At 63.0% G+C, this 18,160-nt stretch carries 16 protein-coding genes; 7 read left to right on the forward strand and 9 right to left on the reverse strand.

Going from position 1 to position 18,160, the window contains the following annotated elements:
- On the forward strand, positions 1-843 hold an 843-nt coding region (locus ACIQH5_RS20425; protein WP_400407079.1), incomplete at its 5' end, for a transketolase-like TK C-terminal-containing protein.
- Between the two features lie 85 nt (positions 844-928).
- On the opposite strand, the gene ACIQH5_RS20430 is transcribed toward ACIQH5_RS20425, so the two are convergent.
- Complete coding sequence (locus tag ACIQH5_RS20430) at positions 929-1,120, reverse strand: DUF1508 domain-containing protein (protein WP_044569301.1); 192 nt, start codon at positions 1,118-1,120, stop codon at positions 929-931.
- A 161-nt stretch (positions 1,121-1,281) separates the two neighbouring features.
- On the opposite strand from ACIQH5_RS20430, the gene nboR reads away from it, so the two are divergent.
- Together nboR and ACIQH5_RS20440 are read left to right on the forward strand one after the other, a co-directional pair.
- Complete coding sequence (nboR, locus tag ACIQH5_RS20435; RefSeq protein ID WP_400407083.1) at positions 1,282-1,920, forward strand: nicotine blue oxidoreductase; 639 nt, start codon at positions 1,282-1,284, stop codon at positions 1,918-1,920.
- A 10-nt stretch (positions 1,921-1,930) separates the two neighbouring features.
- The gene (locus ACIQH5_RS20440) at positions 1,931-2,398 is read left to right on the forward strand and encodes a GNAT family N-acetyltransferase (protein WP_400407086.1); all 468 of its coding nucleotides are present in this window, start codon (positions 1,931-1,933) and stop codon (positions 2,396-2,398) included.
- Between the two features lie 76 nt (positions 2,399-2,474).
- Here the strand turns inward: ACIQH5_RS20440 and ACIQH5_RS20445 are convergent, their stop codons facing one another.
- From ACIQH5_RS20445 to ACIQH5_RS20465, 5 genes are all read right to left on the reverse strand, one after another.
- Complete coding sequence (locus tag ACIQH5_RS20445) at positions 2,475-5,321, reverse strand: molybdopterin-dependent oxidoreductase (RefSeq protein ID WP_400407090.1); 2,847 nt, start codon at positions 5,319-5,321, stop codon at positions 2,475-2,477.
- Entirely contained in the window at positions 5,311-6,258 is a 948-nt protein-coding gene (locus tag ACIQH5_RS20450; RefSeq protein ID WP_400407092.1) for an FAD binding domain-containing protein, read from the reverse strand. The genes ACIQH5_RS20445 and ACIQH5_RS20450 overlap by 11 nt, the downstream gene beginning before the upstream one ends.
- Entirely contained in the window at positions 6,249-7,508 is a 1,260-nt protein-coding gene (locus tag ACIQH5_RS20455) for an XdhC family protein (protein ID WP_400407094.1), read from the reverse strand. The genes ACIQH5_RS20450 and ACIQH5_RS20455 overlap by 10 nt, the downstream gene beginning before the upstream one ends.
- Before the next feature lie 345 nt (positions 7,509-7,853).
- Positions 7,854-9,407 (reverse strand): NCS2 family permease, encoded by a 1,554-nt coding sequence (locus tag ACIQH5_RS20460; protein WP_400407096.1) that lies wholly within the window; start codon positions 9,405-9,407, stop codon positions 7,854-7,856.
- Positions 9,408-9,413: 6 nt separating this feature from the next.
- Positions 9,414-9,908, reverse strand: coding sequence for a nucleoside deaminase (locus tag ACIQH5_RS20465; protein WP_011776019.1), 495 nt, complete (start codon positions 9,906-9,908; stop codon positions 9,414-9,416).
- A gap of 412 nt (positions 9,909-10,320) precedes the next feature.
- Between ACIQH5_RS20465 and ACIQH5_RS20470 the strand changes: the two genes are divergently transcribed.
- Positions 10,321-11,664, forward strand: a complete 1,344-nt coding sequence (locus tag ACIQH5_RS20470; RefSeq protein ID WP_400407099.1) for an 8-oxoguanine deaminase — start codon at positions 10,321-10,323, stop codon at positions 11,662-11,664.
- 99 nt (positions 11,665-11,763) lie between these two features.
- Here the strand turns inward: ACIQH5_RS20470 and ACIQH5_RS20475 are convergent, their stop codons facing one another.
- Together ACIQH5_RS20475 and ACIQH5_RS20480 are read right to left on the reverse strand one after the other, a co-directional pair.
- Entirely contained in the window at positions 11,764-12,813 is a 1,050-nt protein-coding gene (locus ACIQH5_RS20475; RefSeq protein WP_400407101.1) for a hypothetical protein, read from the reverse strand.
- Positions 12,737-13,300, reverse strand: coding sequence for a hypothetical protein (locus ACIQH5_RS20480; RefSeq protein WP_400407103.1), 564 nt, complete (start codon positions 13,298-13,300; stop codon positions 12,737-12,739). Before ACIQH5_RS20480 ends, ACIQH5_RS20475 begins: the two co-directional genes overlap by 77 nt.
- Before the next feature lie 500 nt (positions 13,301-13,800).
- Here ACIQH5_RS20480 and ACIQH5_RS20485 point away from each other — a divergent pair, with 500 nt between their 5' ends.
- Entirely contained in the window at positions 13,801-14,739 is a 939-nt protein-coding gene (locus ACIQH5_RS20485) for a type IV toxin-antitoxin system AbiEi family antitoxin domain-containing protein (protein ID WP_400407105.1), read from the forward strand.
- Between the two features lie 209 nt (positions 14,740-14,948).
- Here ACIQH5_RS20485 and ACIQH5_RS20490 read toward each other — a convergent pair whose 3' ends face one another.
- Positions 14,949-15,125 (reverse strand): hypothetical protein, encoded by a 177-nt coding sequence (locus tag ACIQH5_RS20490; RefSeq protein WP_014922716.1) that lies wholly within the window; start codon positions 15,123-15,125, stop codon positions 14,949-14,951.
- A gap of 370 nt (positions 15,126-15,495) precedes the next feature.
- Between ACIQH5_RS20490 and pucL the strand changes: the two genes are divergently transcribed.
- Positions 15,496-16,410, forward strand: a complete 915-nt coding sequence (gene pucL, locus ACIQH5_RS20495) for a factor-independent urate hydroxylase (RefSeq protein ID WP_011776023.1) — start codon at positions 15,496-15,498, stop codon at positions 16,408-16,410.
- Positions 16,411-16,585: 175 nt separating this feature from the next.
- Entirely contained in the window at positions 16,586-18,094 is a 1,509-nt protein-coding gene (locus ACIQH5_RS20500; RefSeq protein WP_400407109.1) for a nucleobase:cation symporter-2 family protein, read from the forward strand.
- Positions 18,095-18,160: the final 66 nt, after the last annotated feature.

Genomic DNA, 18,160 nt, shown 5'->3' on the forward strand with positions numbered 1-18,160 from the left:
ATCGGCGCCACCGCAGGACGGACCACCCTCACCGGCGAAGGACTCCAACACGCCGACGGGCACTCCCCCATCCTGGCCTCCACCAACCCCGCCGTACGCACCTACGACCCCGCCTACGGCTACGAAATCGGCCACATCATCCGCCACGGCCTCGAACAAATGTACGGCGACAACAGCACAGACAGCACCGGTGAAGACCGGAATGTCATGTACTACCTCACCGTCTACAACGAGCCCATCACCCAACCCGCGGAACCGGAAAACCTCGACATCAACGGGCTCCTCAAAGGCATCTACAAACTCGCAGACGCCCCCGCAGGAGAGGCCAACCGGCCTACCGCGAACATCCTCGCCTCCGGCGTGTCCGTGCCCTGGGCCCTCGAAGCCGCCCGGATCCTCAACGAAGACTGGAACGTTGCCGCCGAAGTCTGGTCAGTGACCTCCTGGAATGAACTGCGACGCGACGGACTCGCCGCCGAAGAACACGCCTTCCTCAACCCCGGCCAACCCGCCCGCACCCCGTTCATCACCGAACAACTCAAAGACACCACCGGACCAGTCATCGCCGTGTCCGACTACATGAAAGCCGTCCCCGACCAAATCCGCCAATTCATCCCCAACGACTTCGCCTCCCTCGGAGCAGACGGCTTCGGCTTCTCCGACACCCGCCAAGCCGCACGCCGCTACTTCAAAAACGACACCCACTCCATCGTCGCCAAAACCCTGCAGTTGCTGGCGGCGAGGGGCGAGGTAGAGGAGGGCGCGCCGTCGTACGCCATTGACCGCTACAAGTTGCTGGACGTCAACGCCGGCACCACCGGCGGAGCAGGCGGCGACGCCTAAACAGCCCGCATTACCCAATTGGCGGCAGTGTTCGTGAAGAACACTGCCGCCAATTTGTGGTTCAGAGGGTTTTGTTGAGCCGGATTCAGGTGCCCAGATTCCTTCGATCAACGACGAAGCCGGTTGCCGCGTTCTCGCGGACCGCGTTGATGCCCGCCACTACGGCTTTCAGGTTGGGAAACTGTGGCGACACTGCCACAACCGTTCCATCCTCCGCGGTCAGCCTGAACCGGAATGAGTTGGTTCCTGCCTTGAGAATTTCAAAACTGCCAGCCATTTTCCCCTGTTCTTTCACGCGACATTGCGTATCCGAGCTGACTTCATAACTCCTTCAAAGACAATATCGGCCATTTCAGACCACCAAAAGGCCTACTGATCGGTAATCTACAACCGATATTGGTAGATCTCTTGGAAAGAACCTTCGGAGCTAGAGACCGTATGGACCGCCGCGCGTATCGTGAGGATATGACTGACACCGGCACGGCCCCCACCACGGGCGTGCTGCTCGCTGCGGGCGCCGGAACGCGCCTGGGTCGTGGCCCCAAGGCGCTGCTGCCCTTCCGAGGCAGGACCTTGGTGGAAGTTCTCGCCGACACGCTGTTCGACGGCGGTTGCCGCGAGGTTGTGGTGGTTCTCGGTGCTGAGGCCGACCACGTCAGGCGAAGCACCGATCTAGCCCCTCATGTGGTGGTGGAAAACGAGAACTGGGCCAAAGGAATGGCCGGTTCCTTCCGCGCCGGCATTGACGCGGCCACGGCAGGCAACAGCATCATGGTTGCGCTGGTGGACCAGCCCGGGTTAACCCCGACGGCGGTGAGCAGGCTGCTGGGCAGCCACCGTCCCGGCCGGGTCACCGCAGCCGCCTACCCTGATGAGTCCGGCCACCTGAAACGCAGGCACCCGGTGATTTTCGACGTCGGACTCCGCGCCGAAGCGGCCGCAGCCGCTCATGGCGACACGGGCGCGCGATCCTTCCTCAAAGCGCATCCCGGCTTAGTGGACCTGGTGGACTGCAGCGATCTCTGCTCCGGGCAGGACCTGGACACGAAGGATCAGCTGCATCTGCTTGAAGGGTAAATTTGGGGACATGATCCGCATTGCAACTGACGATCCCGCGCGCCCTGATGTCCACCAGCTCCTCAGCGAGCACCTGGCCGACATGTTTGCCACGTCCCCGGCAGAGAGCGTCCATGCGCTGGACCACTCTGCGTTGTCACACGAGTCGATCACGTTCTGGACGGCCCGCGAGGACGGGGTTCTGCTGGGTTGTGGGGCGTTGAAGATGCTGTCCGCCGCTCGTGCCGAGATCAAATCCATGCGCACCACCGCCAGTGCCCGCGGACGTGGCGTGGCCACACTGATGCTTGAACACATTGTGGCCGAAGCTGCCCGGTTGGGCTACGAGCGCGTGAGCTTGGAAACGGGAACCGAGGATTACTTCGCTCCGGCCCGCCGGCTGTATGCCCGGCACGGGTTCACGGAGTGCCCGCCGTTCGGGGATTACACCCTGGACCCGAACAGCGTGTTCATGGAGCTCACCGTCTCACCCAAGTAGGTAGCAGATCAGGTCGTTCCCAGGGCTGGGAACGACCTGATCTGCTACTCAGTTGGGTTCGGTACGGGCGGGTGGGTCAGTTGGGGATGAGGGTGCGGTCGCGGAGGGCAAGGTAGATCTTGTCCCTCGCGATGGGCAGCTCGCCGAAACGGATCCCGGTTGCATTACGGATGGCGTTGGCCAGGGCGGGAGCCACAGGGTTGAACGGGCTCTCACTCATCGACTTTGCCCCCAGAGGGCCAGTGGAGTCGTTGGTGGTAGCGAAGTACACCTCGCTCCTGGGCACGTCCGCGAACGACGGTATGTGGTACTGCCGCAGGATGTCCGTGGTGACGCGTCCGCCGTCGTCCACTTTCACTTCCTCGTACAGCACCGCGCCGAGCGCCTGCGCAATGCCGCCCTCGATCTGGCCACGGCACTGCCGCGGATTCACCACAACACCGGCGTCGGCGGCCTGGACACTTTGCAGAATCCGCAGTTCACCGGTTCCCGTATTAACAGCAACCCTGAAGCCGTGGACGTTAAAGGCGACTGATCGCGGCGTCCCTCCCCAGTTGCCGTCCGTGGCGAGTCGAACGCCTTGCAACCGGGCGGCGTCGACGATTTCCGTCAGGGAAAACACCCGATCGCCGCATTCAACGCCACCATCCACCAACCGGCAATCCGTCAGGGCCGCTCCGGTCAGCGAAGCGGCAACCGTCTGGATCCGGGTGGCAAGTTCCAACGCCGCTCCGAGGGTCGCCTTGCCGGCCACCACGGTTCCGGCCGAACCGAACGCGCCGGTGTCGTGCTCCAAGAGGTCGGTATCGGATTGCCGGACCGCCACTTTGGACGCGGTGGTGGCCAATGCCGTGGCGGCCAGCTGCGCGTGGACGGTGGTGGTGCCGTTCCCGAATTCGGCAGTACCGACGTCGACGGCGAACCTTCCGTCCGCTTCCAGGCTCACCCGGGTGTGGGCGAAGTGGCCGCGGGGCGGGACGGTGTCGATCATGGACAAGGCCGAGCCCTCCCCCACCACCCAGTCCGGCCCAAGATCATCCAGCCCGGCAGCCCGGTAACGCTCCTTGCCCCGATCCAGAGCGTCCCGGACCAAGGAAACACACTGGTCCAGTCCGTAGCTTCCGTAGTGCACGTCTTCTTCGGGCTCGGGCGTGGTGGAGAGCATGTGATCGCCGGGGCGGACCATGTTCTTGAGCCGGAACTCAAGGGGATCCATGCCGATACCGATAGCGAGTTCGTCAATGGCCGACTCGATCGCGAAGATCATCTGGCTCAGCCCGTAGCCACGGAAGGCACCGGCGGGGACAGTGTTGGTGTAGACGGCGTGTGCGTCCACCTTCTTGTTGACGCACTTGTAGACAGCCAGGGACTCGCCGCAACCGTGGAACATCACGCCCGGGGCATGGTTTCCGTAGGCTCCGGTGTTGGTGAGGACGTCCAGCTGGAGGGCAGTCAGGTACCCGACCCTGTTGGCGCCGGCCTTGAGCTTGATGGTGAACGGGTGACGGGTGGTGGTTGCCGTGAACTGTTCCGTGCGGGTGAACTCCAGCTGCACGGGCCTGCGGAGAGCCAGCGCCGCAAGGGCCACCAAGTCTTCAGTGAGAACTTCCTGCTTGCCACCGAATCCGCCGCCCACCCGGCCAGCCACCACACGGATGGTCTCCGGTGCCAGGTTGAACACACGGCTGAGCGTCCTCTTCACCAGGAAGGGAACCTGTGTGGAGGAACGAATCATCAAGCGACCATCCTCATCCACCCAGGCGATGGAGGCATGGGTTTCCATGGCTACGTGCTGCACGCGCTGGGTTTGGTACGTGTGCTCGTGAATGAAATCCGATGCAGCGAAACCGTCGGCCACGCTGCCGAGTTCGGCATGGACCTCGGCCACCACGTTCTGGAGCGGGCGGGAAATACGGGAAAAATCGCCGTCCTTTTCCCCATGAATCGCCGGGGCTCCGGGGAGGATGGCTTCCTGCGGAGTGAACACCGGCTCAAGGAGTTGGTACTGCACGTCCAACGCCCGGGCACCAGCCTCGGCTGCACCCACGGACTCGGCCACCACGGCGGCAACCCGCTGCCCGATGAACCGCACCACGTCATCCAACACACGGGTGTCATCGGGGTCGTCAGTGTAATTCTCGTGTTGGGCCGAGGAGAACAGCAGCTGCGGAGCATCCTCATGGGTGAAGACCGCCACGACCCCGGGAACCGCCAGTGCCGGGGCCTTGTCGATGGACACGATCCGGGCATGGGGATGCGGCGAACGCAGGAGCTTCATATGCAGCAGGCCCGGAAGCTGCTCGGCCGGTACATCAAGGGTGTAGCGGGCGGTTCCGGTGACCACGGCGTGGCCGGCAGGTGCGGGAACGTCGTCGCCGAGCTGTCCGGGCGTGGCGGGAACAGCGGCTGGCGGCTGCGCCGCCGAAACTACTTGTGCCCCCGAAACGTCAGCTCCGGCGTCGTGCTGGTGCCCGCCGTGGCCGTCCGCGTGATCGCCGCCGTGACCGCAGACCGCGTCCGCAATGGAGCGGTAGCCGGTGCAGCGGCACAGGTTGCCCTTGAGGTTGCGGGGCAGGTTGGCGCGTTGCTCGTCGTCGAACGTTGCAGCGGTCATCATCATGCCGGCCGTGCAGAATCCGCACTGGAACCCCTGGGCCTCCAGGAACTGTTCCTGCACAGGGTGAAGACCATCCGCGGAAGCAAGGCCTTCGATGGTGGTGACGGCTTTGCCCTCGGCGCGGACTGCCGGGTAGATGCAGCTGTGAACGGGGGTGCCGTCAACGTGCACGGTGCAGGCACCGCAGTCGCCGCCGTCGCAGCCCTTCTTGACGCCGAAGTTGCCCTCCTCGCGGAGGAAGGTGCGGAGGCATTGTCCGGGGCGGGGTGTGGCCTGCGAGGCAGAACCATTGATCTCAATTGCCATTGCGGGCCTCCTTCTGGGCGCTTGGTGTTTTCGCTTGCGTGGCTGGCTGGGTGGACGGCTGGGGCGAGGTGGCATGCGGCGGCCAAAAATCACCGGACACGCTCATGGACTCGCCCAGCAGTTCCGCCCTGATCTCCTCGGCAAGCTTGAACGTCATGTCCCGCCGCCAAGCAGGGAGCCCATGGATGTCGTCGTGGTACAGCGGCCAAGGAATGGAATCGCCGACGGCGTCCGCCAGCGTCCCGGCGTCGGGAACCTGCCCGGCGGGGAACCTCAGTTGCACGGGCCGTTTAGTGGAGGCGGTGACAGTGATGACCATGCTGCCGTCGGGGTCGAGCCGCCCGATCAGGAGCACACCGGAACGGCCGAGGTTGCTGAGCGACAAACGCCGGAAAGCCACTCTTGCGGAGAGCGCGGTGGCCGGCAGCTGGATGCTGCGGAGCAACTCCCCTGGTGCCAGGACAGTCTGCATATCCCCCGTGACGACGTCCGCCACCGGGACTGTCCGGCTGGTGCCGTCCGGGCTGAAGATGGTGGCCACGCCGTCGAGTCCTGCGCACAGTGAGGTCATGGGTCCTGCCGGGAGGCCGGTGCAAATGTTGCCACCTACCGTGGACATGTTCCAGATCTTGAACGAGGCCACGAACGAGTCGCAGCACGGGCGGATCAGAGCCAGTCCAGGCCATTCGCGGTTGGCTGTTTCCGTGGATACCGGCAGGGCGTAGAGCTCAGCGACGGTGCAGGTTGCGGCCAGTTCGATGCCCGCATCCGTGACACTGATGGCAGGCCAGTCCGCTTGTCCAAGGTCAAGGAGCCGTTTCAGGACGGTGCTGCCGTAGGAGAAAAGGACAGTGCCTCCGGCGAGCCAGGCATCTCCGTCGCGCCACTGTGCCGGGTCCGTGGTGGGGACCACGGCCTCGATGGTGTTCATGTCCATGGGTCCTCCTGAGTGAGGTGTTGGGTAGCCGCCGGGATCGGGGATGGATTAACCGGGGCTGGGTGAATCGGGCCGGTGCTGTCCCTGAGGGAAGGGAACCCGGGTGTGCTGGCTTGTCCGGCGGCACCGCGGTGGGCGATGATTTCTGCCGTGATGGACACGGCGACTTCGGCGGGAGTCACCGCGCCAAGGTTCAGGCCGATGGGCGAGTGCAGCCGTTCCAGGGACTCCAACGGTGTGCCTGCATCCAGCAACGCATCGATCCGTTGGCGGTGGCTGCGCCGCGAGCCCATGGCCCCCACGTAAGCCAGCCTCAAGCGGAGGGCGCTTTCGAGCAGAGGGACGTCGAATTTGGGGTCGTGGGTCAGGATGCACACCACCGTGCGGGCGTCGATGCGTCCTGCCGCTGCCTCCGCTTCGAGGTAACGGTCCGGCCAGTCCGTTACCACTTGGTCTGCTCCTGCAAAGCGGCTCTGCGTCGAGAAGGCAGGCCGGGCGTCGCAGAGGGTCACGTTGTAACCGAGAAGCTGCCCGGCAGGCAGAAGGGCTGCACTAAAGTCGTTGGCACCGAAGATCAGCATCCGGGCTGCCGGCAAACGGCTTTCGACAAACAGCGTGATGGGCTCCGGCTGGGCTTCTTCCCGTGGAGGCATGGCCAGCCTTTCGGTGGTCATCCATCCGTCGATGCATCCCTCCGGCGGCGCCAGGCGAACCAGGCCGGCGCGACCGCCTTGGAGCAGCGGCTCCAACTGGGCAGCGGCAGCGAAAAGTGTGGAGGGGTGGTCGCCTAGCAATATGGCGAGTTCCTCGGATTCCATGGCCCGGAACCGGACAGGATCATGGACCACCATGACTCCGCCCTGGGAATCGAGCCGGCGGATCAGGGCCGCAGGGTGCTGAGTTTCAGCAAGCACGGAAAGTTCGGCAGAACCAGCGCTGAGGGGTTGGATGTGGACTTCCAGTTCCCCTCCACAGGTGAGCCCGACGGCGAACGCGTCCTCGGAGCTGTAGCCGAACGACTCAAGGCGAGAGCCGCCGTCGCGCATTGCTTCCAGAGCCGCCTCCACCACGGCGCCTTCCACGCAGCCTCCGGACAAGCTGCCCAGGATTTCGCCATCTTCGGAGACCATCATGGAGGTCCCCAGGGGCCGCGGCACGGAGCCGCCGGTCCCTACGATCGTGGCCACAGCACACAATTGGCCGGAGACCGCAGGCCGCCAGCTGCCCAGTGAAGGCATCAGATCCAGCATGGCAACACATCCTTATTCCAGGTGTCCCGGCCAGGTGGCCCGGCCGGAGCAGTGCGCGATCTTGCCCCATATTCTCATTTCCAGAGGATGTTGAGGGGTAGTCGCGGTTAATCAGTAAAAGTTCAGTCAGTAAGAGTTCATAGGAACGGGGGCAAGGGCTTCATCTCCCTGCCCCCGTTCCCTGACGGAGCGTCCGGCCCTGCCGCCGCCCGCCGTCGTGCCTTTTCCAGTCCGTAAAGTTCGGGAAGGACAGCGACGGCGGACGCCTATTCGTGCGGTGGGTACCGGCGGACCGCCGATCGAAGTGCCGGAAGGGTGCCCGCCGGCGCGGGGTGCGGCTCCGGGCTAGACGCCCATCAGGGTGTTGATCGGGCCGCGGGCAAAGTAGATGATGAAGCCTGCCGTGACCACCCACATGAGCGGGTGGACTTTCTTGGCTTTGCCCGACGCCGCGCTGATCACGGCGAAGGAGATGAACCCGACGCCGATGCCGTTGGCGATGGAGTAGGTCAGCGGCATGGTCACGATGGTCAGGAAGGCCGGGAGGGCAATCGAGAACTTGGTGAACTTGATCTCGCGGATCTGCGCCATCATCATGGCACCCACTACCACCAGGGCTGCTGCTGCTACTTCCAACGGCACCACCGAGGTGAGCGGAGTGAAGAACATGGAGCCCAGGAACAGCAGGCCGGTGACCACCGAGGCCAGGCCGGTGCGTGCGCCTTCGCCGATGCCCGCCGCCGAGTCGATGTACACGGTGTTGGACGAACCGGACGTTGCGCCGCCCACCACTGCGCCCATGCCTTCAACAATGAAGGCCGACTTCAGCTTGGGGAACGTACCGTCCTTGTGTGCCACGCCTGCGCTCTTGGCCAGGCCGGTCATGGTGCCCATGGCGTCGAAGAAGTTGGTGAACACCAAGGTGAAGACCAACATGGTGGCAGCCAATCCGCCGATCCTGGCGAATGAGCCGAAGAGATCGAACTGGCCCACCAGGCTCAGGTCCGGAACCGAAACGAGCTGGCTGGACAGGATGGGTACGTTGAGGTGCCAGCCGCCAGGGTTGTCGGCGGTACCGGGACCGATGTGGAACACGGCCTCGGCAACAGCGGCGAGGACAGTGGTGGCGACGATGCCGATCAGCAAGCCGCCCTGGATCTTGCGTGCCACGAGGATGCCCATGGTCAGCAGCCCGATGATGAAGACAAGGGTGGGGATGGACGTGATGGAGCCGTTGTCCCCCAGCTGGACCGGAGGGCCGCCCGTTGTTGCGCGAACGAATCCGGAATCCACGAAGCCGATGAAGGCGATGAACAGGCCGATGCCAACGGTGATGGCGGCCTTGAGCTCCTTGGGAACTGCTTTGAAGATCGCCGTCCGGGCGCCGGTGGCACCGAAGAGGACAATCAGGATGCCGTTGATGACCACAAGGCCCATGGCTTCGGGCCATGTGACTTCCTGAATGACCGCGACGGCGAGGAAGGAGTTGATGCCCAAGCCGGCGGCCAGGCCGAACGGGAGGTTGGCGACGAGACCGAAAATGATGGTCATGACGCCGGCGGTCAGACCGGTAACGGCGCCAACCTGCGCAGCCGAGAGCCAACCCCCAGCCACGTCAACAGGGGCGTTATCTGCCGAGAAACCACCCAGGATGAGCGGGTTGAGGATGACGATGTACGCCATGGTGAAGAAGGTGACCAAGCCGCCGCGGAATTCACGGGCCAACGTTGAGCCACGTTTGGAGATCTGGAAGAACTTGTCCAGAAAGGAGTTCGACACCGGCGGCTTGCTGTTGCCGGTTGCCGTGTGCTTTGCAGCTGTGGGCTCTGCGCCCTCTCCCTGGGGAAAGAGTGCAGCCTGCTTCTCAGCCGAATTGTCCAGGATTGTCATGTCAGCCACCGGGCCCTAGTAGTCAATCCTGGAATCAAGCGTGTTCCAGGTGTTGAACGGCTGGAGGGCCTCCGGAGCCTGGGGGTCGCCCAGTTCCAGCTTGGCTACCGGCATCAGCGCGTCCCGGTTGTCGTTCTCGAAGTATTCGTAGAAGACGGCGTCGTCGAAGCCGACGGATGCGGCGTCGTGACGGTCTGCGGCAAAGAACACGCGGTCCACGCGTGCCCAGAGAGCGGAAGCCAGGCACATGGGGCATGGCTCGCAGCTGGTGTAGAGGGTTGCTCCGCTGAGATCGAAGGTTCCCAGTTCGCGGCAGGCGTTACGGATGGCCGTGACTTCTGCGTGTGCGGTGGGATCGTTCGTTGCGGTGACGCGGTTGACGCCTTCGAAGGCTCGTCCGTCCGCGGTGACAATGACGGCGCCGAAGGGGCCCCCACTGTTAAGGACATTGGCTGTTGCCAGCTCAATGGATGTGGCCAGGAATTGCTCGGCCGTGACGGTTGTACTCATGTTGCGACTTCCTTAGTGCTGAGGAAGCCAGGTGACCTGTTTGGGGGCGCTACAGAGATGAGCTCCAGTTAGCTTGGTTACCAGGCTTCAGCATGTGCGATGAAGGTTAAGTTGCGCCTGGTAGATAGCTTCCCGAGGTCCGGGTGCCCGCCTTTGGCAGTTAGAGCGTAACACCAGGTTTGTGAGCCGCGCCATAGTTTTTTGAAAACTTAATTTCGTCATGCGAAATTACTTGCACTGAGATTCTGGTGCCCGAATGTGACCGGAACCCGCCCGCGGGCGTTGACGGCCGCCGTCGAGCATTCTACGCTTTTCGGACTGGGCCGCGTTCTGACGGTCCGGCAACCTGGATCAGCAGACAGGGCCTAACTGAGCTGGAACGCGTACACGCCGACCAGACAAGGAACCTGTCATGACCCCACTTTGGATCAAGAACCCGCTGGGTATCTTCACCGCAAACGACCTCGACGCTGGCGGCGGCCTGGTTGTTGCCGACGGGAAAATTCTGGAGCTGGTGCCTTCGGGCGGGCAGCCTTCCTCCCCCGCAACCGTTTTTGACGCGTCCGGGCACGTGGTTCTCCCCGGGCTCATCAACACGCACCACCACTTCTACCAAACCCTCACCCGCGCGTGGGGGCCCGTGGCCAACGCGCCGCTGTTCCCCTGGCTGCAGAACCTGTACCCGGTGTGGGCGCGACTCACCCCACGGAGCCTCGAGCTTGCGGTGCAGGTGGCACTGGCCGAACTACTGCTGTCAGGATGCACCACCGCCGCCGACCACCACTACCTCTTCCCGGACGGCATGGAAGAGGCAATCGACATTGAGGTGGCGGCCGTGCGCGCCATGGGGATGCGGGCCACATTGACCCGCGGGTCCATGACGCTCGGAGAGGACGACGGCGGGCTGCCGCCCAGAACCACAGTCCAGTCCCCCGAGGCGATTCTTGCGGACAGCGAACGGCTCATTCGCCAGTATCACGAGACCGGTGATGGCGCTGTTGTGCAGATCGCGCTTGCCCCATGTTCACCGTTCTCGGTGACCAAGGAAATCATGGCCGAAAGCGCTGCAATGGCCGAACGGTTCGACGTCCGGCTCCACACTCACCTTGCCGAAACGATCGACGAGGAAGACTTCTGCAAATCCATGTTTGGGCTGCGGACCGTGGACTATTTGGATTCCGTGGGCTGGCTGGGCAACCGGACGTGGCTCGGACACGGCATCCACTTCAACGACGAGGAGATCGCCAGGCTGGGAGCCGCCGGCACCGCCGTCGCACATTGCCCCACTTCCAACATGCGCCTCGCATCCGGCACTGCACGCGTCCTGGAACTTGAGGCAGCGGGCGTTCCCGTGGGGCTGGGAGTGGATGGATCGGCGTCGAACGATGCCTCCAACATGATCCTCGAAGCACGGCAGGCCCTGTATCTGCAGCGACTCCGTTACGGAGCTTCAGTTCCCGTGGAGCGGGCGCTGGGATGGGCCACCCGTGGATCCGCCGCCGTTCTGGGGCGCGCCGATATTGGTCAGCTGGCCCCGGGACTCCAGGCGGACCTGGCACTGTTCAAGCCCGACGAGCTGCGGTTCTCCGGCAGCCACGACTCCGTAGCCGCACTCTTGCTCTGCGGTGCGGACCGTGCGGACCGGGTCATGGTGGGCGGTGTCTGGCGGGTTGTTGACGGTGCGATTCCGGGGCTGGACGTTGCCGGGCTCATCGCCGAGCACTCTGCGGCAGCGCGGAAGTTGGTGGCCGGGTAGGTCTGGGGTTTTTGGCTGGGCCCGGTTCGGGGGTTCCCTGCGCAGGATGCCGTGCGCACGGCACTGTTCGCAGGGAACCCCCGAAGTGGGCCGGCCTCGTTAGATCGTGATCTTGTAAACGTGGTGCGTGTACTCATTCGCGAACGAATCCGTGAACTTCCCGCCGGATATCTGGAGGGTGCGCCCCTCGCCCACCACCTCCACCTGGGTCCCAGTGATCCCTGCTGGAAGCGTGAACGTCTTTGAACCGGTGGCGCCGTTCAGCCCGATTCCCGCGAAGAGGTAAGCGCTGCCGTCCTTGGCCTTGAGCATGGTGTCCACACCTGCGGCCCCCGCGTTCCACACATAACTTTGGGTGTTGAGGACAGGTGCCAGCGACTGGATGCCGGTCAGAGCGGCCTTGATCTTCGCCTTGCGATCAGCCGGGATGTTCACCAGCGAGTAGTTACCGTACGCCGGATCATTGTTGTGCTGGAAGATGCTGATTCCGCGGGCCTCATGAATGATGCCCGACCACATTGCACCTTCCATCTGCTCAGGGGTTATGGTCCTGGCGTTCGACTCAGTCAAATATGGTCGCGCCGACTCGACGAACACCCAGTTCGGCTTCACGCCAGGAGTTGCCTGGAAAGAACGCATCCGGTCAATCTGCCAACCGTACGCTGCACTCGCGGCCGGGTTCGCTCCCGCCGGCCAGGCCGGGGAAGCCTTGATCGCATCCCCCACGGGCGGGCTGGTGTAGGCGTAGTTGTCAGCAGAGGAGAAGTCCACCGCGGCCAGGAAGTCGTCCATGGTTCCGCTGGCCCACCACGTCCCGAGGATGCCCTTGCCGTAGTTGGCGTTGATAGGCCGGCCGTCACCGTAGGCGCGTATCTTCGCCACAAGGTTCTTCATCTGCTGCAGGTGCTCCTGGGTATTGCTCCCGGAGCAGCTAAGGCCCATGTCGCATTCGTCATAGGTTGCCCAGCCGACAACCCCGGTGTTGGTGCCCACTTCGGCACGGGTCCACTCCTGGCCCGCAATGACGAGCATGCCGGTGTTGGTGATGGACGTCAGCGTGGAGCCATCGTGCTCAGCCTCCTGATAGACATTCACGCCGATGTCCTTCAACTGTGCAGCATGCTCCGGCTTCCCGAAGAAAACACTCACAGGGAAGAGGTTGGGGTTGTTCAGCTTCGCCGCACCCGGGAACTTCGACCAATACGCGGGCCCACCATCCCAAGGAACCCGGGCCAAGTTGGCGAGACTGCCAGCGGGCGGAGGCGAGGTGGGTGAGGGGGTTGGGGTAACCGTTGGGGTCGGAGTTGGGGTTGCCGTTGGAGTAGCTGTGGCAGTGCGCGTCGGCGTCGGCGTGACCGTAGGCGTCACAGTAGGTGTAGCCGTCGCAGTGCGCGTCGGCGTCGGCGTGACCGTAGGCGTCACAGTAGGTGTAGCCGTCGCAGTACGCGTCGGCGTCGGCGTCACCGTCGGCGTGACTGTCGGCGTGACCGTTGGAGTAGCTGTGGCGGTGCGCGTCGGCGTCGGCGTCACTGTAGGTGTAGCCGTGGCAGTGCGCGTTGGAGACGGATTGGCGGTTGTCGCGCTCGGCGATGGCGCCGTGGCGGTTGTCGACGGTGTCGGCGTCGGCGTCGTGCACCCTGCGAGGGTCAACGCGATCACCGCCCCAAGCATTGAGACCTTGAGTTTCATGACGTGTGTTCCTTTTGGGATAGCAGCCAGATTTACGCTGCTGCGGCGCCGGACTCCCACTCCCGGCTCTTTCACACCTGCGAAGGCAGGGATATCAGCCGGGGCAAAGGTCCCGGCACAGCTCGATGACGAGCATCAGTTTTTACTCGACATGCTGCGGTGCGACGCGTGCGGACATATTGCCCGGCGCCATCGAGCGAGCAAGCGCAACCCGTCAGTCAGGGCCGCCACGGCCATCAAACCCATGAGGGCGACCGTCAACCCAGCTTACGTGAAGCCCTAAGCACCCTGCCGATTGTTACGTGGATCACATCACGGCACTTCGATGATTCCCTGCGCAGGATGCCGTTCGCCCGGCATCTCCCGCAGGGAACCCTCGAAGCCGGTTTCTCCACATAGGCCAACTCGCCCCTGTGCCGGCCGTCTGGTTCATTCAAGTCTTGACTCATGACAAAGAGCATCAAGGACCAGCTCCCCTCGGAAATGAACCTGTGGCGGACCAACGAGCTGCACGAACTGGGGATCAACGACCGCCGAATTTCCTTGCTGGTCCGCTCCGGAGACCTGGTGCGGCTACGCCGCGGCTGCTATATCCGGGGCAGCACATGGACAGCCCAAAAGCCGCGGGTCCGCAGTCTGCAGCTCGTTGCCGCGCACGCACATGGAACGCTTACGACGTCGGCCGGCGGCTCCGTTTACAGTCACACCTCGGCAGCGCGACTCCACGGCTTATTCCTGTGGAATGTGGATGACAAAGTCCACATCACAACGGAGACAACAACATCATCCACGTCTCACGGCGGGGACGTCGTTCCACACACCCGCCCGCTGGCACTGAAGGGCAGCCTTGCTTTCATTCAGGGCATGCCCTACACCACGTTGGAGCAGACCGTGGTGGACTGCTGCCGGATACTGAGCTACAAACAAGCGCTGGTGCTCATGGACCACGCACTCAGAAAGGGTGCCGACGTGGCGAAGCTGCAGCAGATGTGTGCCTCGCTGGCCGGATCCAACGGCGTCCTGACCCTCCGCCGGGCCTTGGAAAATGCGGATGCCAGATCAGAGTCGCCCGGGGAAACCCTCACCCGCGAGTTGCTCCAGCGGCTGCGGATAGACCTACCCGAACTGCAGGTTGACGTCACGTCAGCGGAAGGTCGACATCGACTGGACTTTGCCTGGAGGAAGAAAAAGGTGGCCCTGGAGTTCGACGGAAGAGTGAAGTACTTCGACTACGCCCCAACTGACGAGGTGATTTACCAGGAACGGCTGCGCGAAAAGGCTTTGAGCGAGCTCGGCTGGAGGTTCATCCGGATCAGGTGGCCGCAGTTGTTCAGGGAACAAGAGTTCAAAACGAGCGTGCTGAGGGTGCTGCGGGAAGCAAGCTAGGACCAGATACGGGGGTTCGCTGCCAATAGTGCCGTGCGCACGGCACTTTGTGCAGGGAACCCCGGGAATGGGCAAACCACGAGCCGGGCGCACGGGAATGGGCAAACCGAAACGCCGCGTGGCAGCGGAAAGGCGGGCGACACCTCCCCAGGTATCGCCCGCCTCATTGGCTCTGTTGCGCAGAGTCCGCGCCCCTTTGATGCAGGGTCTTAGGGGCGCTGCCGGCCGAACACCGGGAGCGCGCGCAGCCAACGGGAGAACCCGCCGGCTTTGCGGTCACAGTCGGCCGGAATGTAGAAGTCGGGATCTGTTGCACCGAAGGGCAGGTACAGCTCCTGACCGGGCGCCGGGAATTCCACGACGTTGTTCGTATCCTTCGAGTCCATCTGTTCCTCCTCTTTCTCATACAAACAGTTTCCGCACTTCGGAAAACTTTTATTGTTATGTGGAAAGTGTAGGCAGCGCCGAAAGCAGGCGTCAAGACCCCCATGAGAGCAAAGCGAGTTGCCCCGGTCACATTTGGATGGTTCATAACGATCCTTGGGAACCCGTATACACAGGACGAAATAGTGCGCTACTCTCGAATGAGTTCGTGGCGTAGGTCACGTAACCTGAGAGCAGCAGGCAGGGTCGTAATGAGCTGGCATCCATGGATGCTGGCTCTTTTTTGTTGGGTCAGCTCCACCAGAAACGCAGTGGAAACACGCGCTTAATTTCATTGATGGAACGTAGGTTCCACCTCACAGAAGTTGGGATATGACCATGAGCAACAACATCGTCCTCGGCGAAAACCAGTACGGCAAAGCAGAAGTCCGCGTCGTCAAGGTCACTCGGGATACGGACCGCCACCACATTGAAGACCTGAACGTCACCTCGCAGCTGCGCGGCGACTTCCAGGCCGCACACCTCGAAGGCGACAACGGCCACGTCGTTGCCACCGACACCCAGAAGAACACCGTCTACGCGTTCGCTCGTGAAGGCATCGGCTCGCCCGAGTCCTTCCTCCTCCGCCTTGCGGATCACTTCACCGGCGGATTCGACTGGGTCACCGGCGGCCGCTGGGAAGCCGAGGCCTACAGCTGGGACCGCATCCAGGCCCACGGCGAGGGACACGACCACAGCTTCGTCCGCAACGGACAAGAGGTGCGTACCGCCGTCGTCGTCCGTGATGGCGCAACCACGCACCTGATCAGCGGCCTCAAGGACCTGACCGTCCTGAAGACCACGCAGTCCGGATTTGTTGGCTACCCGCGCGATAAGTACACCACCCTGCCGGAAACCACCGACCGCATCCTGGCCACCGACGTCTCCGCCCGCTGGCGCTACAACACCAACCTGGACTTCGCCGGCACGGACTTCAACAAGAGCTACGAGGACATCAAAGCCCTCCTGCTTGAAGGCTTCACGGAAAACTACTCCCACGCCCTGCAGCAGACGCTGTTCGACATGGGCAAGAAGGTCCTGGAAGCACACAGCGAAGTGGATGAGATCAAGTTCTCCATGCCCAACAAGCACCACTTCCTGGTTGACCTGAGCCCGTTTGGCCTGGACAACCCCAACGAGGTCTTCTTCGCCGCGGACCGCCCGTACGGCCTCATTGAAGCAACAGTCCAGCGCGAGAACATCGAGGCTGCACCGGTTGCCTGGAGCGGCATCGCCGGCTTCTGCTAAACCGCACTAACCGCACTAAACCCGCGTCACCTCAAGGGTTTGTGTGCAGGTCCCGCCAACGGCGCCCCGTAAAAGCGGGACCTGCACACAAAACCAACCCCAAAAACCAAAGATTTTGTTAGCCAGACACAGTTAGCCAGACGAAGACGTCTGCCATGAACCCAGAAAGTCTGCCATGAACATCAAGAAGAAATCCCGTCCTGCGAATACCACCGCGCCCCAGAAGCATCAGTCGGAACGGCCCGAGGACAAACGACTTTCCATCGGAAGCACGTTCGCCTACGGCTTCCAGCACGTCCTCACCATGTACGGCGGAATCATTGCCCCGCCGCTGATCATTGGCGCAGCGGCCGGCATGTCCTCGCAGGACATCGGGCTCCTCATCGCCGCTTGTTTGTTCGTTGGCGGCCTGGCCACCATCCTGCAGACCGTTGGCATCCCGTTCTTCGGTTCGCAGTTGCCGCTGGTGCAGGGTGTTTCCTTCGCCGGCGTTTCCACCATGGTGGCGATCGTCCAAGGTGGCGGAGGCATCCAGGCGGTGTTCGGCTCGGTGATCGTGGCCTCGCTGATTGGCCTGGCGATCACTCCCCTGTTCTCCAAGATCATCAAGTTCTTCCCGCCCGTTGTTACCGGCACCGTGATCACCACCATCGGCCTAACGCTGATGCCGGTGGCAGCTAACTGGGCCATGGGTGGCAACGCCAAGGCCGACAACTACGGCAGCATGGCCAACATCGGACTCGCCGCGGCAACCATGGGTGTTGTCCTCCTCCTGAGCAAGGTTGGCAACGCCGCCATTTCCCGGCTCTCCATCCTGCTGGCCATGGTCATCGGCACCATCATCGCGTTGGTCGCGGGCATGGCTGACTTCTCCAAGGTTGGCCAGGGCGACATCGTTGCCTTCCCCACGCCGTTCGCTTTCGGTGCTCCCACGTTTGAAATCGCAGCCATCATCTCCATGCTCATCGTGATCCTGGTGACCCTCACGGAGACCTCGGCCGACATCATTGCCGTGGGCGAGATCGTGGACACCAAGGTTGACTCCCGCCGCATCGGCGATGGCCTCCGTGCAGATATGCTCTCCAGCGCCATCTCCCCGCTGTTCAACTCCTTCACGCAGAGCGCCTTCGCCCAGAACGTGGGCCTCGTGGCCATCACGGGCATCAAGAGCCGCTTCGTGGTCAGCGCCGGCGGCCTGATCCTGGTAATCCTCGGCCTCCTGCCGATCCTGGGCCGCGTTGTGGCAGCGGTTCCAACGCCCGTCCTGGGCGGCGCCGGCGTGGTGCTCTTCGGTACGGTGGCAGCCAGCGGTATCCGTACCCTGGCCAAGGTTGAGTACAAGAACAACATGAACCTGATCATCGTGGCGGCTTCGATCGGCTTCGGCATGATCCCCATCGCCGCCCCGAAGTTCTACGACCAGTTCCCCTCCTGGTTCGCTACCATCTTCCACTCCGGCATCAGCTCGGCTGCCGTCATGGCCATCCTGCTGAACATCCTCTTCAACCACTTCAAGGCCGGAAACTCGGACAACCAGTCCGTATTCGTCGCCGGTACCGACCGGATCGTCAGCGAAGAGGACATCAAGTGCCTCAGCGAAGGCGACCGCTTCGAAAACGGCAAGCTGATCGACGCCGATGGCAAGGAAGTCCCGCTCAAGACATCCAGCGCGTCCGAGCACTAACTCATTTACCCGCGCAGATGACAGGCGGCAGTGTTTCCTTGGGGGACACTGCCGCCTTTTGTCGCC

Source organism: Paenarthrobacter sp. NPDC091711 (genome assembly GCF_044756605.1).
Lineage (GTDB): Bacteria > Actinomycetota > Actinomycetes > Actinomycetales > Micrococcaceae > Arthrobacter.